Raw genomic sequence first — 15,594 nt, 5'->3', positions numbered from 1 at the left:
TTTAAGTGTATATATTAAAACGCATAATAAGCCACCGGAAATTCGGAAACTTATTATGTGTTTATTCAACTAAACATTAATTGTAACCCGGATTTTGTTTTAATTTTGGGTTTAGTAAAGTTGCTGTAGCAGGGATAGGGAACAATCGATGGAACGTTTGTGCATCTGTTTTAAAACCCCACGTTCCTTCGAATTTGCCAAAACGAATCATATCATTTCTATGCCAGGTTTCCCAAGCCATTTCTCTGCAACGTTCTTTGTATAAATCTTCAAGCGTTACAGCAGTCCAAGCTGGTGAAGTCGTTCTTACAGCTCGTAATTGGTTTACCAAAGATAAAGCAGTTTGACCTTGCGTTGGTGTGGCACCACGAAGAATTGCTTCTGCTTTCATTAACAATATGTCTGAATATCTAAATACTGGTAAATCATTATTTTGATTTCTTGTAGATGACGTGCTATCGCAATAAAATTTATTATTACGGTAACCCATATTCCATGCAATTTCATCGTTTCCGGCATCAAATGGTCTCGTAGCATCTCTTAGCGTAATATTTGGAGTAATATTTACTTGATAAGAAATCTTATCACCACCATCAGTTCCAGTATAGAATTGGTCATAACCTTTTTTAGTGGTACCAACCATAACTGGTGTTCCGTCGTTATTAAATTGTAAACCTCTAATCCATTGCGCATTTCTCTTATCATTAGGGTCATTGAAGTTTGCATAATATTCTGGTAAAGTACTCATTGGTGCACTTGGAGTAACTTTTAAACTAAATTTTGATTGTAATGAACGAGGCAAAGAATACCTTGCGTAGAACATGTAACCTCCGCTAAATGATGCATCATAAGGGATAGCAAAAATAAATTCTTTGGTTTGAGGTCCGTTATCAATAAAGAACATTTTACGATAATCGGTTTCTAAACTAAATGGCACACCGGTAGCAGTAATAATGTTATCGCACATGGCAACGGCATCGTTGTAACGGTTTGTGCCAATGTAAACTTCTGCATTCAAAAACATTTTAGCCAATAAAGCATAAGCTGCATACTTTGTTGGTCTGCCATAGGTTGGTACACCCACAACCGAGCTTAAATCTGGAATAGATTCTTTAACTTCTTTCTCAATAAAAGCAAATACCTCGGCTCTCGGTTTGGTATCTGGTGGTGTTACATCACCAAATTGAGTTACGATTGGCACATTTCCCCAAAGATCCATCATCATGTAAAGTGCTAATGCTCTAACCGTACGCATTTCAGCTGTTGCTGTTTTTTTAGCTGTAGTTTCAGGTGCATCTTTAATTAAAAAAAGGCTTTGATTGGCTTTACTTATGGTTGTAGAAAGGAAAGTCCATACGCCACCAATGTGGGCGTTATCTTTATCCCAGGTGTGTTTGGTGTGTTGTTCATATCGACCACCATCGTACCAGTTACCACCTCTTGCAGGCATAATCGCTTCATCAGTACTTAAGCTTTGCATAAAGAAATATTCTACACTAATGCCACGTAGCTGTGCATAAACTTGCCCTGTAAGTTGAATATAATGTTGATCTGTTTGCGGAAAGGTTTCTGGTGTTAGCTGTGTTTTTACATCCACATCTAGCTTTTGGCAGGAAGAAAAAGTAGCCATGGCTAATAAGGCTCCTGCAGTTATATTGATAAGATTTTTCATCTTGTTTATGGATTAGTTAAATGATACATTTAAACCGAATAAAAATGTTCTGGTTTTTGGATAGAAGTTATTGGTATCTACACCAGGCGCAATACCGCCTTGGTTAATCTCTGGGTCAATACCTTTATATCCTGTAATTACAAAAAGGTTATTTGCCGTTGTGTATAATCTTAGTGATTTAACACCTGGGATACCTTTTTTGAAGGTATAGCCTAGTGTGGCATTATCCAAACGTAGATAACTTCCGTTCTCTACAAAACGGGATGAATATTTGTATGAATTAAAATCTGCTGTAGATTCATCTGCAACTTCTACCGGAATATTTGTAAACTGCGCCGTGTTCGGACGGAACAAATCTGCTCTGGTGATATTCATAATCTTATTACCCAATACCGCTCTCATGAAAACACTGAAATCGAAATTTCGGTAGCTGATGTTATTTGACCAACCGATTAATGCTTTTGGCTGTGCATTTCCAACAACATAATAATCCGTTCTATTTGCAGGATTGGTAGTTAAATTACCTTTGGCATCATAATATTGAGATACACCAGCTGCATTTTTACCTGCATATTTAAAAGTGTAGAAAGTTCCGATTGGCAAGCCTGGTTCCAAGAGTTGAACTGTAGACCCAGTTTGTCCGCCTCCATCAGGTTGTACAGAATATACTTTTGCTAAAGCTAATCTGCTATCTGATAAACTTATTATTTTATTAACGTTTCGTGCTAAGTTTATGTTTGTTGTCCAAAAGAATTCTTTGCCTGCGATAGGAGTAGCATTAAGTACAAACTCTATACCTTTATTACTCATCTTTCCAACGTTAGCTGTAAGTCTGTTAAAAGGATAAACATTAGGATCTACATCATATGTATAAATTAAATCACTTGTAACTTTATTATACCAATCAAATGAACCAGATAACCTGCCTTTAAATAAACTAAAATCTGTTCCTAAATTGGTTGTAGCAGTTCTTTCCCAACGTAAATCTGGATTTTCATTTTGCACTGCTCCAATTGCCGATTCATTTACGCCGTTGTAGTAAAATTGCCCTACATTTCCATAAATCAATCTTGTAGTAAGTGGGTCAAAACCAGCTGAGTTACCTGCAATACCATAACTTGCTCTTAACTTTAAGGTTGTTAAAAGGTTTTGATTTTTCATAAAGTTTTCCTGATCGATATTCCAGGCGCCACCAACAGAAGGGAAGTAACCCCATTGTTCGTTTCTACCAAAAACAGATGAACCATCTTTTCTTATTGAACCCTGTAAAACGTATTTGTTTTTGTAATTATAATTGACTCTTGCAAAATCGGAGATCAATAAAACTTCCTGATAGGTATTACCTCCATAATTAACTTGAAAATCCTTGATTGCATAAGGGTTTCCTAAACTTAGGTTGTAATAACCTACCTGGTTAATTGGAAAGTTTGTTGATGATGCCTGTACACCATCACCATTAATTGAGCTCTGATAAGAATAGCCAATTACTGCGTTAATAGCGTGGTCTCCAAATTTACGATCCCAGGTTAAATAGGTTTCGATTATTTTATTGGTATTTTGATACGCATTTCTAACAGCAACACCGTTTTGACCTATTAATGGAACTATAGAAGGGTTTGCTGGCGGATCTGGTGTACTACGTACATTGTTATAACGAGATGTATATATACTATTATAAAATGCGCCATAAACTGTTTGAAAGTTCTGATACGAAGCTGATACATCATAAGAAAACCCAAAAGGAAGTTTCAAGTTAGCTGTAAAACTACCAAGTAGGTTTTTGTATTTTAGGTTCTCTTGAGCATTTTCTAACATCGAAACTGGATTATAATAATTCGATTGGTTTAAATTATCAAAATAGGATCCATTAGCATTCTTAACTGGAGAAGTTGGCATATATGTCAACATCTGAGAAAGAACGGTATTTCTATAAGGCACTAAATTGGAATTACTTACAGAATTGGTTAAGCTAAAACCCAATTTTAATTTGTCGTTAAGCGCTTTTTGCTCAACACCAACGCGACCAATAAAACGATCTAAATCACTCGTTTTGATGATACCTTGTTGTTTAAAATAGTTTAAACTGGCATTGTAAGTCGTTCTTTCTGTACCGCCACTAAATGATATGTTATGGTTTTGAGATATGGCATCTGTACGTTGAACCTCATCTTGCCAGTTCGTATTGGCACCTTGATCATTTGCTGCTAACAAAGAAGAATTATTCTTTGCTAGAAAAGCACGCAGCTGGTCAGAGTTCATCATTTCATACTGGTTAGAAACATTCTCTACTCCAAAATAGCCACTATATGATAATTGAGTTTGTCCGGCTACACCTTTCTTTGTGGTAACCATAATTACTCCGTTTGCCGCCCTGTTACCATAAATTGCAGCAGCAGCAGCATCTTTTAATACATCAATCGATGCAATATCATCTGGAGCAAGGATAGAAATATCAGCACCAACTACACCATCAATTACAAATAATGGCGATTGTGCACCCTCACGCAGGGTAGAAGCGCCACGCAAAATAATGGCTGCCGAACGGTTTGGATCTCCACTTCTGGTAATGTTCAAACCAGGTACTTTACCTTGTAACATTTGTCCAACATCACTTATAGCACCTTTGTTTAATTCATCACCTTTTATGGTTGATATAGAACTGGTTAATGCCTTTCGAGTACTTTTTCCATAACCAACTACTACAACATCGTTTAATGATGCACTTGCTTCGTCAATTACAACTTTGTATGTTGAGGAGGTTCCTACTGTTACTTCCTTGGTTTCAAAGCCCATGAAAGTAAAAATCAGCTGGTCGCCATTTTTAGCAAGTATGCTAAAAGCACCAGCATCTCCTGTAACCGTTACTTTAGAAGTTCCCTTTACTGCTACAGAAGCTCCAATAATGGGTTGATTTGTATTATCTAATAAATTTCCAGAAATTTTTCTTTCAGTTTGCGCATAAGCGATATTGAAAGACTGTCCAATAAGTAACAGCAGCAAAAAGATTCCGCCATACTTTATTGTTGTAAATTTAAATCTCATGACGTTTGTAAAATTAGGTTCATAAATTGTTTGTTATTTGGTTATAAAAAATGTTAATTAGTTGTTTTTAAAATTTAATGTTTGCTGGTAAGTATTTGTTAACCAATGCTTCGTAATATGGCTTTAACTCATCCCAGCTTTTTTGATTTGGGTTTTTTGAATATAAATCATAAGGGTTAAATAACTGTACCCATTTGAACATTTCATGGTCTTTTTCGCTCATTAAATGGTCGTAAGCATTATCTCTATGCTGTGAATAAAAGGAATGGTAACGAAGCATATATAATCCTGGCTCAGGGATATATGGTTTCATCATATGGTATACATATTCATCATGGCCCCAAGACATGTGAACACTATCAAGTCCGCAATTTTGAGTATATACGCCAAGTTTTGTTTGGTAGGTTGGATTTTTAATATCGGGATTTAGGTTAAAGAATTCAGGATAAACTATTTTATCAGAATAGGCGCAACCAACCGGAAAGGTATCTCCTACAACAGCCCATTGTGGCTCGCCATAAAGGCAAAGTACTTTACCCATATCGTGTATAAGGCCAACCAATACCATCCAATCCGGATGCCCATCATTTCGAATTGCTTCAGAAGTTTGTAAAAGGTGTTGCATCTGATCTAAATCGGTATCAGGATCTGAATCGTCAACAAGCTTGTTCAGGAAATCGAATGCACTCCAAACCGGCATTTCTTCTTTATCAAACTTTAAATAATCTGCTTTTTTTTGCTGAACGAAATCATAAGTTTGATAAGTATGGTTTAATCTGTAAAACTCTTTTACACCATCTTTTTCAGTTTCTTCATAATTTCTAAACTGTTGCTCTTCTTTATCAGCATTTATGCTTGCGGGATCTGGATAACGGATTAATAAATCCTCTTCCCACTGATCAATATTTTTCAAAGGATTTTGATCTTCCTTTGAAACTAAATTTTCGTTTCTCATACGTTTGGAAATAATTTGGTTAAAATATACTTTAGTTTGATAAGTTAAAGTTGAGTTTTTGAAAGCTTAAACTTTTATGTTTTGCCAATTTTATTTACTTAAACGATTACGTAATATTCCTATTTTTGTTGTATTTAACTGTAAGCCAAATATTTATGTTGTTTCTGCTGAGTAGAGGCTGATAAAGTAATATTCGTTTTTGCGTTTAGCATTTAATTAGAATATTAATTAACTATTATTATAACTATTATTTATATTTTCGTAAAAACGAAATTATTACGTTGCATGCATGTAATAACGGTTTATAAATAGCCAAATAGTTCTACCCATTATAAATAAAATGTAATAGATAACATTTTACGTTTTCCTTTTTTATAGATATAATCCTGATGTTATTATTATTAGGTGGTAATCATTAAAAGGGATATTAATTAAGAAAACCATTTTGTTTTCAAAGAATAAAAAAACTAACAGACTTGAGTAACTAAAGATGTCGGGAGAGGTAAATATCAAAAGGCTTGCGCAGGAGTTGAATATTTCTATTGCAACAGTTTCAAAGGCGTTAAATGATAGCTATGAAATTAGCTTAAAAACAAAAAACAGAGTTTTGTCGCTTGCAAAAGAACTCAATTATACGCCAAATCCTGCGGCAAGTAATTTAAGAAGCAATAAAACTAAAACCATCGCTGTAATTATACCTTGTATAGCAAATAATTTTTTCTCATTGGCTATTAAGGGTATTGAGGAGATTGCCAGGAAATACGGCCACCATGTGCTAATTTACCAAACTCATGAAGATACCGAAATGGAAATGTCATTTACCAACAGTTTGCTTAATGGCAGAGTGGATGGGATTTTAACATCTGTATCGAGTAATGAATACAACAGCGATTACTATAGGGATTTGGTAAAGAAAATACCGCTTGTATTTTTTGATCGTGTCTACGAATCTTTGGATGCCTTTAAGATAACAACAGATGATTATCAGATTTCCTTTACGGCTACCGAACACCTTATTAAATGTGGCTGTTTAAAAATTGCTTACCTGTATGGATTGGGAAATCTTCCTGCCGGAAGAGCAAGGTTCTCTGGGTACAAAGATGCTTTGAATGCTCATGGAATTAGCTATGATGAAAATTTGGTGCTAAATTATAGTGAAGATGAAGATGTAAATTTGGATAATATAAAGAAACTTTTTCAAGACCAATATCCAGACGCACTATTCTCATCAATAGAAGAATTTATTATACCGGCTTATTTAGCCTGTAATTATTTGCAGCTTCAGATACCTAAGGATGTAAAAATCCTTAGTTTTTCTAACATGAGTTCGGCTAAATTACTTAATCCATCGCTCACAACTATAACGCAACCCGCGTTTGAAATTGGAAATGAGGCAGCAAAATGTCTATTTAAAATTTTGAATAAAAGAGGTATTGATGATGATCAGAATATTGTATTAAAATCATCCCTCATTAAAAGGGCATCTACAGGCTGCTAATTATTTTATTGATATTTTTTTTTCGGGTTATTCGAAAACGTTTACGTAATTAAATAAAAGTATAAAGCTGCTAACGTTAGTATTTTTTCTGATTTTTAAAAAAAAACCAAATATAACTTTTTCTATGAACCACCTTTCCGCACTCGATTGTGCAGTCTTTTTTATATATTTTATCATTGTTTCTGCTTACGGATATTGGGTTTATCGCAGTAAGAAAAATAAACAGACCGATACCAAAGATTATTTTTTGGCCGAAGGTTCTCTTACTTGGTGGGCTATAGGTGCATCTATTATTGCATCTAACATTTCTGCAGAACATTTCATTGGTATGTCCGGTTCGGGTTTTGCAATGGGGCTTGCAATTGCTAGTTATGAGTGGATGGCTGCAGCAACACTCATCATTGTTGCGGTTTATTTTCTTCCAATTTACCTGAAGAACAAAATTTATACCATGCCCCAATTTCTATCTACACGTTATAATAATACAGTTAGCACATTGATGGCAGTTTTTTGGCTTCTTGTATATGTTTTTGTCAATTTAACTTCGATATTTTTTCTTGGTGCAATCGCAATTGAAACCATTACCGGTATTCCATTTAGTACTTGTATAATATTTCTGGCTATTTTTTCGGCGATTATTACGCTCGGCGGCATGAAAGTAATTGGCTATACTGATGTAATTCAGGTAGTTGTGTTGGTAGTTGGTGGTTTAATTACCTGCTATATGGCGTTAAAGTTGGTTTCCGAAAAACTGGATACACAAACTGTTCTTGGTGCGCTTCCACTTTTACGTACCGAGGCATCTGATCATTTCCACATGATTTTTAACAAGGGTGATAAGTTTTATAATGAATTACCAGGCATAGCGGTTCTTGTTGGTGGCTTATGGATCAATAACTTAAATTATTGGGGTTGTAATCAATATATTGTGCAACGAGCACTGGGTGCCGATTTGAAAACAGGAAGAAGCGGATTGTTATTTGCAGCCTTTTTAAAATTGCTTATTCCAGTAATTGTAGTTATACCAGGTATTGCTGCTTATGTGCTTTATCAACGGGGTTATTTTCAGGCAGAAATGCTCGATTCTAATGGAATTGTTAAACCCGATCATGCTTATCCGGTTTTGATGAATTTATTGCCAACAGGGATTAAGGGAATGGCATTTGCCGCACTAACAGCTGCAATTGTTGCATCACTGGCCGGAAAATCAAACAGTATTGCAACTATATTCACATTAGATATTTATAAAAAGTATATTAAGCCAGAAGCAACCGAAAAGAAACTAGTTTCTGTTGGTCGTTGGTCGGTTGTGGTGGCATCACTTATTGCAATCGTTGTGGCTCCAGCTTTAAGAAGTTTTGATCAGGTCTATCAATTCATTCAGGAATACGTTGGTTTCATATCACCAGGCGTATTTGCTATCTTTTTGCTAGGCTTTTTCTGGAAAAGAACTACTTCAAGGGCAGCACTTGCTGCTGCTTTGCTAACCATCCCATTATCAATTTTCCTTAAGTTTTTACCAGTTTTAAGTAATGGCTTTATTGCGGATATTCCTTTTTTAAATAGAATGTCGTGGGTTTTTGTAATCATTATAATTATTATGGTTGCTGTAACCCTTACCGATCCGAAAAGTAAAAATAACGAGCAAGGATTGGAAATTGATAGAAGTATGTTTAAAGTAACACCAGCATTTGCGGTTTCATCAGTTATAATTTGTGGCATTTTAGCAGCTCTTTATACCGTTTTCTGGTAGCAGATTGAAGATGTTAAATGAAGAGTCAACTAGCCTACATCATAGTAACATTGCTAATTCAAATGCAAATTAGCTCCAACAAAAACAATAATTTGCATTAAATGAATATAAATTGATGAAGCGTTTTACACAAAATGAACCAATACCAATATAGAATGAAAATTAAAGTACTTATTACATTAGCACTCCTACTTTCTTTAAATGTATTTGCACAACAAAAATTTAACATCAAAAATTATGGAGCCGTTGGCGATGGTAAAACCAATGATGCCTCCGCCATTCAAAAAGCCATAAACGCTTGCTCGGCAGCGGGTGGTGGACAAGTACTTGTACCTGCAGGGCATGTTTTTCTGGCAGGACCATTCGATTTAAAATCTTTTGTAGAATTAAGAGTAGAGGGTGGCGCAAAAATATTGGCTAGCGCTGATGAAAGCATTTATACAAAAAGTGCATTCCGCGAAAATAAAGGCGAAGGAACCATTTGGATAGGCGGAGAAAAACTGGAGCAGGTGAGCATTACCGGCACCGGAATAATTGATGGCAACGGCATTTCTTTCATGGGCGATGAATTATCTGATTCTTATGTGTTAAAGCCTTTTAATGTTATCGATCCTCGTCCGCATTTGCTAACACTAATTGGATGTAAAAAACTTAATATAGATGGTGTTACCTTTCAAAATTCTGCTTATTGGACTATCCATCTTATTGGTTGTGATGACGTTTCCATTTCGAATATTACCCTGCTTAATAGCATAAAAATTAGAAACAGCGACGGAATTGATCTCGACCACAGTAAAAACGTTAGAATTACAAATTGCTATATCGAATCGGGAGATGATTGTATATGCCTAAAAAACCGACGCGAGTTTGAAGAATATGGCGCATGCGAAAATATTGTGATTAGCAACTGCACCATGACTTCAAGTTCTTGTGCCATTAAAATAGGCTCCGAAAATATGGATAGAATTAGTAACGTGCTAATTAACAATTGCAATATTAGAAACAGTAATAGGGGTATTGGCATTCAAAACAGGGATGAAGGAACAGTTAGCGACGTTACTTTTTCTAACTTGATTATCGAATCGAAACTTTTTAGTGATGTTTGGTGGGGAAAAGCAGAACCTATTTACATAACCGCGTATCCACGTGCAACGGCAAATAATAAAGATGCCGGATGGCGCTTACCAAAAGGACAAACAAAAGGTAAAGTTGGTGCAGTAAAAAATATTTATTTTAGCAATATTCGCTGTACAGGAGAAAGTGGCGTTTACATTAGTGGCGAAAGTCAGGATAAGATTTTTAACATTAATTTTGACCAGGTTAGTGTTACGGTTAACAAAACAACCAATGTGAGCGGTGGCGTTTACGATCGCCGTCCAAGCAATGTAGAAGGGTTGGTAAAAAGTCCTATTGCTGGTTTTTATTTTGAAAATACAGGAAACATTAATTTGCTAAACAGCGAAGTAATTTGGGGTTTAAAAAAACCTAGTTATGCCGGAAAAGCAATTGAACAAAAAAATGTTGCTAAACTTAGAACGGTAAATTTTCAGGAAACCAACAGTACATTTTAACAAAAATTTATTTGGATTTTTTGTATAATTTCCATCCTCAATTTAAATTTATGAAAACTGAATATAAAAAATTAGAACAAACTTGGCGCTGGTATGGGCCAAATGATCCTGTTAGTTTAAAGGATGTAAAACAAGCTGGTGCTACCGGAATTGTTACCGCACTACACCACATTGCACATGGCGAAATTTGGCCGGTAAACGATATTTTAGAGCGTAAATCTATTATCGAAACTGCTGGTTTAACATGGTCTGTTGTAGAAAGCGTTCCTGTGCATGAAGCCATTAAAACCCGTGCTGCTAACGCAGACGAATATATCGAAAAGTACAAAAAATCGCTTCAAAACTTATCGCAATGTGGTATAAAAACAGTTTGCTATAACTTTATGCCAGTGTTGGATTGGACACGTACACAACTGGATTTAGAAATGAGAGATGGTTCCAAAGCCCTATATTTTAATTGGATAGACTTGGCAATTTTCGATTTATATATTTTAAAAAGAGATGAAGCGGAGTTGGATTATTCTGAATCTATTTTAAACCGGGCGAAAGACAAGTTTGCTACATTAAATCAGCAGGAGCTAAAAGATTTGCAGATAAACGTTTTAATGGGTATTCCTAATGAGAAAGAAATCGAATTGGAAACCCTGCGAAACAGCATTACCGAGTATAAAAAAATTGGTTTTGATGGCTTGAGGGAAAACTTGGTTTATTTCCTATCGTCTATTGCAGATGTTTGTGAAAGCGAAGGCATTAAAATGACAATTCATCCAGATGATCCTCCATATCCTATTTTAGGTTTGCCAAGAATTGCAAGTACGATAGATGATTTTAATTATATCCTTCAGCATGTAAACCAACCTTTTAATGGGGTTTGTTTTTGCACAGGTTCTCTAGGTGCAGGAGTAGATAATAATGCTTTAGCAATCTTTAAAGTTGTTAAGGAAAGAGTTTATTTTGCTCATTTACGTAATGTAACCAAAGATGAAGATGGAAGTTTTTACGAAGCCGACCATTTAGGCGGTGATGTGAACATGTACGAAATTATGAAGGCCTTATCAGAAGAAAATGCTTTACGAGAAGAATCAATTCCTTTTCGGCCCGATCATGGTCACCAAATGTTAGATGATTTGAAAAAGCAAACAAATCCGGGTTATTCTGCTATTGGACGTTTAAGAGGGTTGGCAGAACTCCGCGGACTTGAAATCGGCGTAACCGGAAATTATTAAAATTTAATCCTGCTGTAAATATCAGAAGAATTGTATTTAGTAGCTTTTAGGAAAAAATTAAAATATTTAGCTTTTGAAAGCTAAAATTTGGAATTGGTAAGTTGTAATATCTTTATTATTAAACTTTAAAAGTGATTTAAATTTTTGATAAAAGTTTAAAAAAGAGGTTGTATCATTAATAAAAAATGTCATCCTGTCTAGGACTTGAAAAAACTGCCTTTTTAGGCGTTTCGACAAGCTCAACGTGACAAGATTCGAAGATAAATTGATTTATGAGACAGCCTCTTTTTACTTATTAACCCAGCTTGGTTCGAACCATCGACCAAAGATTATGGTTATTTGTATTTTATCTACAAACCTGGGAGTTTGATTATTAAGATGCCTTTTATAGTATAGATGAGAGCATTTTATAAGAGTGGTCGTCATTGCTAAGCTGGAGTTGTGCAAGCTGAAGCAATCTATCTTACCTAAATGGATTGCTTCGTGCCTCACCATGCCGTAGACGGTGCTTGGAACCCTGTTTTCGAGAAATATTAATCGAACTATCAGGTTTGTAATACTTTTTTTCCTTTTTATTACCAATGGACATTTTATACCTCTCCCGTCCATCTGATAATGTAGGATATGTATCTTGGTAACCAAGCTGTATTACTCTTTCTATAATGTCTTGAGCTGGATTTCCTGGGCTTATATTTTTTTCTCTTCATATAGCTCACATATTTCTCTAGTCCAGTTATACCACTTTTTTAGTATATCCATTTAAGACTATGTAGTTAGATTAGACAGAAAAAATTCTCACACGTAATTTTTGTTAGGTACTGGTCTAATCGAAATCATATTATTAATAAAATCATTTTGAAGAATAGATTTCCTGATGGCCAGCTTCGCTAAGCAAAGATTTCAATCCTATCAAGTCTTAATATTTCTTTACTTGTAACATGAATTGCGGTTATCATAACGCACAGCAAATATGTAAAAATTATATTTTGACAATTACTTTTTCTAGTTAGATCATAATCTAAATATTAATTCATGGAGTTAAACATGCACTTCATGGAGTGAAAATGCCTTTGTGTCGATTGTTTATTCTCTACTGCAAATTTCTGCATTAATTTTATTTCATAATATCTAGCTCTTCCTCTAAAAAACTACAAATTAAATTTAACTACTCTTAAAGTTTTTCTCTTTCTGAATTATTATTTAATAGCTGTAGCTAAATATTAAGTGCACAAATAATTTAAAAGCAAACAGATAAACCAAGGGTCGTTCTAACTGCTCGTTTGATAAAAATTTATTCATCGTCTATGAAAAAAATCTACAATCCGCCAATTTTTTCCTCGTTAAAATGTACGGCTTCTAAGAAGCGTTTCTCCTTCATTTTTCATCCGATCACCAAAAGGCCGGTTAGTACGTTAACGCAATAAACTAATGCTTTTACATTTTCATCAATCAAGATATGAAAAAACTTTACCCTTCTAAACATGCTTTAAAAGATCCATCGATCTACCAGTTATTTACGCGTGTTTCTCAACTCAACATACCACTTACTGTTAAAAACGAATCTTCGTTTGGTTTTTTTGTAAAACTGGCATTATTATTTTTGTTAGTTTTTGGCATGCAAATCGGTCTCGCGCAGGCGCAGACTAATTTAGCCCTGGGTAAAACGGTTACTTCATCATCAAACCTCGATGCTGTGACGCTTCCAAATTCAAATTTGGTAGATGGAAACTTTAGTACAATTGGGCACACCAATAATGCCTCCACAGGTACAAATGCAGAATGGTTCATGATCGATTTGGGGGCTGATTACTTCATCAGTAGCATTACCCTTGGAGACAGGGCAAGTCTCCCTCGGGTACAACGATTTATGTTTGTGAGCTTCCCAAGTGCCGTAGCGGCTCAGGTTTCGGCTCTTGTTCCTACACAAGGTAGTTATGTTAATCCTGCTAATTATATCAATAATGCTAACAGTTCACTCTTTAATCGATTAATATATACAGATCCTGCTGGTGGTGGAACATTTGGTGAAGTTACAGCATCTGGAACTGAAGCGGTTCCAGGGGCTTCTGGTTCAAAGTTAGGTCCTGTTTTTCCTGGTCATACTACAACCGTAGGGGGGCAGCTTAAACTAAATGTAGGGGTACATAAAGCCCGTTACATCATGGTTATTGATCTCCAACACGACTATTTTGATCCGACTGAACTACAGGTCTTTGAAGCGGTCTCGCCTTTCGTACGTGCCTTTACCAATGGCGGATTTGAGCAAGGTTATACTGGTTCTACTTTCGCTCAAACTAGGGAAAATACCGTGCCTGGCTGGAGTGCGACTGAAGCTGTGGCTATGGCAGCGGCACCAAATCCTTCAACATCACCTATAGATGGAAGTTTTATCGAGCTATGGAACGGCCCGGGTATGGGTGTTCCAGCCAGGCAAGGTACTTTTTTTGCAGAATTAAATGCTTTTACCAATGGCATGCTTGAACAGCGACCCATTTGTGTATTGAACGGAGAAACCTTCACATGGTCGTTTGCACATAGGGGTAGAGATGGTGTAGATGGGATGGCCTTAAGGATTAATGATGTAGATGTTGCTAGTTTTCGGGATAACAACGCCACCGCAGGAACGCATACGGGAACTGTTTCGACCCCAGCCACTACCACAATTACTTCTACGGTGACTGATGCGAACGGATGGACCCAATATACTGGTACCTGGCGAAATACCACTGGTTCCGTACAAAAGGTAACTTACGGCTACCGGGCTATAAGTACTGCCAGTGCAGGAATAGGTGGTGGCAACTTTTTAGATAACGTCAGTCTTACCTCCTTATCTACGCTTGTATCCTTAAGCACTGCAACGGCTACCGGTCCAGAAACCACGCCAACGGCAAACTTACCCCGGTTATTGCTCACTGGTACAACTACAGTTGCCACCACAGTACAACTTATAGTAGGTGGTAGCGCCACTAGGGGAACAGATTATACCACTACCCCAGCTACAGGCAACATTACTGTTAACATTCCTGCAGGAACTTACGATGGTACTGCAACTACCGCAATTAGCCTGGCATCTTACATCCAGATACTTACTGATCTGATTTCTCCAGAAAGTGATGAAACGATTACTTTAACACTTACCAATCCCTCTAATGGTTTAGCGTTAGGCGAAACAACCAATTGTACGAATGGCCAGGTCACATCAACATATACAATAACAGATTCTTGTGTACCTGCAACAATTACAGGCCCCACAACTGGTTGTGTGGGTGGCGCAGGTACACAACTAACAGGTTCAAATACTCCCGCCACAACGAATCCCTGGGTCTCATCAAATATAGCCGTTGCCACCGTAAGCAATACAGGCTTAGTTACAGGCCTTTCTGCTGGGACAACCACGATAACTTATACGAATAGCACCGGCTGTACCGCCAGCACTACGATAACCATCAATGCAGCCCCAACCATTACAGGAACGGCGAGTGCATGTGTAAATGGTACCACTCAACTTTCAGGATCTGGTACTGCCGCAACAACAACTCCATGGGCTTCTTCGAATACGGCAGTTGCCACGGTGAGCAATACAGGGCTGGTAACTGGTATTGCCGCTGGAACAGCAACAATTACCTATACCAATAGCAATGGTTGTAGTTCAACAAGTAGTGTAACCATTAATGGTTTGCCAACTACTCCAACGGCAACTGCTGTTCAGCCTACTTGTAGCACTGCAACGGGGAGTATTACGGTTACTGCTCCGACAGGATCTGGATTAACTTACAGCATAGATGGCACGAATTATCAGGCTTCTACAAGTTTTACCGGCCTGGCATCAGGTACCTATTCGGTAACGGTAAAAAATAGTGATGGTTGTATTTCCAGT

Annotated in this window: 8 protein-coding genes; 5 read left to right on the top strand and 3 right to left on the bottom strand. The window is 36.5% G+C overall.

All coding sequences use genetic code 11. The features are described from left to right. Positions 1–76: 76 nt before the first annotated feature. The 3 genes from IEV50_RS06335 to IEV50_RS06325 all read right to left on the bottom strand — a co-directional run bounded on the left by IEV50_RS06335 (position 77) and on the right by IEV50_RS06325 (position 5,669). Complete coding sequence (locus tag IEV50_RS06335) at positions 77–1,672, bottom strand: RagB/SusD family nutrient uptake outer membrane protein (protein ID WP_188412400.1); 1,596 nt, start codon at positions 1,670–1,672, stop codon at positions 77–79. 12 nt (positions 1,673–1,684) lie between these two features. Further along, the gene (locus IEV50_RS06330) at positions 1,685–4,714 is read right to left on the bottom strand and encodes a SusC/RagA family TonB-linked outer membrane protein (RefSeq protein ID WP_188412399.1); all 3,030 of its coding nucleotides are present in this window, start codon (positions 4,712–4,714) and stop codon (positions 1,685–1,687) included. A 67-nt stretch (positions 4,715–4,781) separates the two neighbouring features. Next, entirely contained in the window at positions 4,782–5,669 is an 888-nt protein-coding gene (locus tag IEV50_RS06325; protein WP_188412398.1) for an inositol oxygenase family protein, read from the bottom strand. 490 nt (positions 5,670–6,159) lie between these two features. On the opposite strand from IEV50_RS06325, the gene IEV50_RS06320 reads away from it, so the two are divergent. From IEV50_RS06320 to IEV50_RS06300, 5 genes are all read left to right on the top strand, one after another. Next, positions 6,160–7,167, top strand: a complete 1,008-nt coding sequence (locus IEV50_RS06320) for a LacI family DNA-binding transcriptional regulator (RefSeq protein WP_188412397.1) — start codon at positions 6,160–6,162, stop codon at positions 7,165–7,167. A gap of 124 nt (positions 7,168–7,291) precedes the next feature. After that, positions 7,292–8,920: a sodium/sugar symporter gene (locus IEV50_RS06315; protein WP_188412396.1), complete on the top strand. Its 1,629-nt coding sequence runs from the start codon at positions 7,292–7,294 to the stop codon at positions 8,918–8,920. A 155-nt stretch (positions 8,921–9,075) separates the two neighbouring features. After that, positions 9,076–10,491, top strand: coding sequence for a glycoside hydrolase family 28 protein (locus IEV50_RS06310; RefSeq protein ID WP_188412395.1), 1,416 nt, complete (start codon positions 9,076–9,078; stop codon positions 10,489–10,491). Positions 10,492–10,541: 50 nt separating this feature from the next. Continuing rightward, positions 10,542–11,717: a mannonate dehydratase gene (uxuA, locus tag IEV50_RS06305; protein WP_188412394.1), complete on the top strand. Its 1,176-nt coding sequence runs from the start codon at positions 10,542–10,544 to the stop codon at positions 11,715–11,717. 1,456 nt (positions 11,718–13,173) lie between these two features. Next, on the top strand, positions 13,174–15,594 hold a 2,421-nt coding region (locus IEV50_RS06300), incomplete at its 3' end, for an Ig-like domain-containing protein (protein WP_188412393.1).

Source organism: Pedobacter mendelii (assembly GCF_014635725.1).
Taxonomy (GTDB): Bacteria; Bacteroidota; Bacteroidia; order Sphingobacteriales; family Sphingobacteriaceae; genus Pedobacter; species Pedobacter mendelii.
The sequence above is the reverse complement of the archived record's forward strand: the minus strand, read 5'-3'. Positions and strand labels throughout refer to the sequence as shown.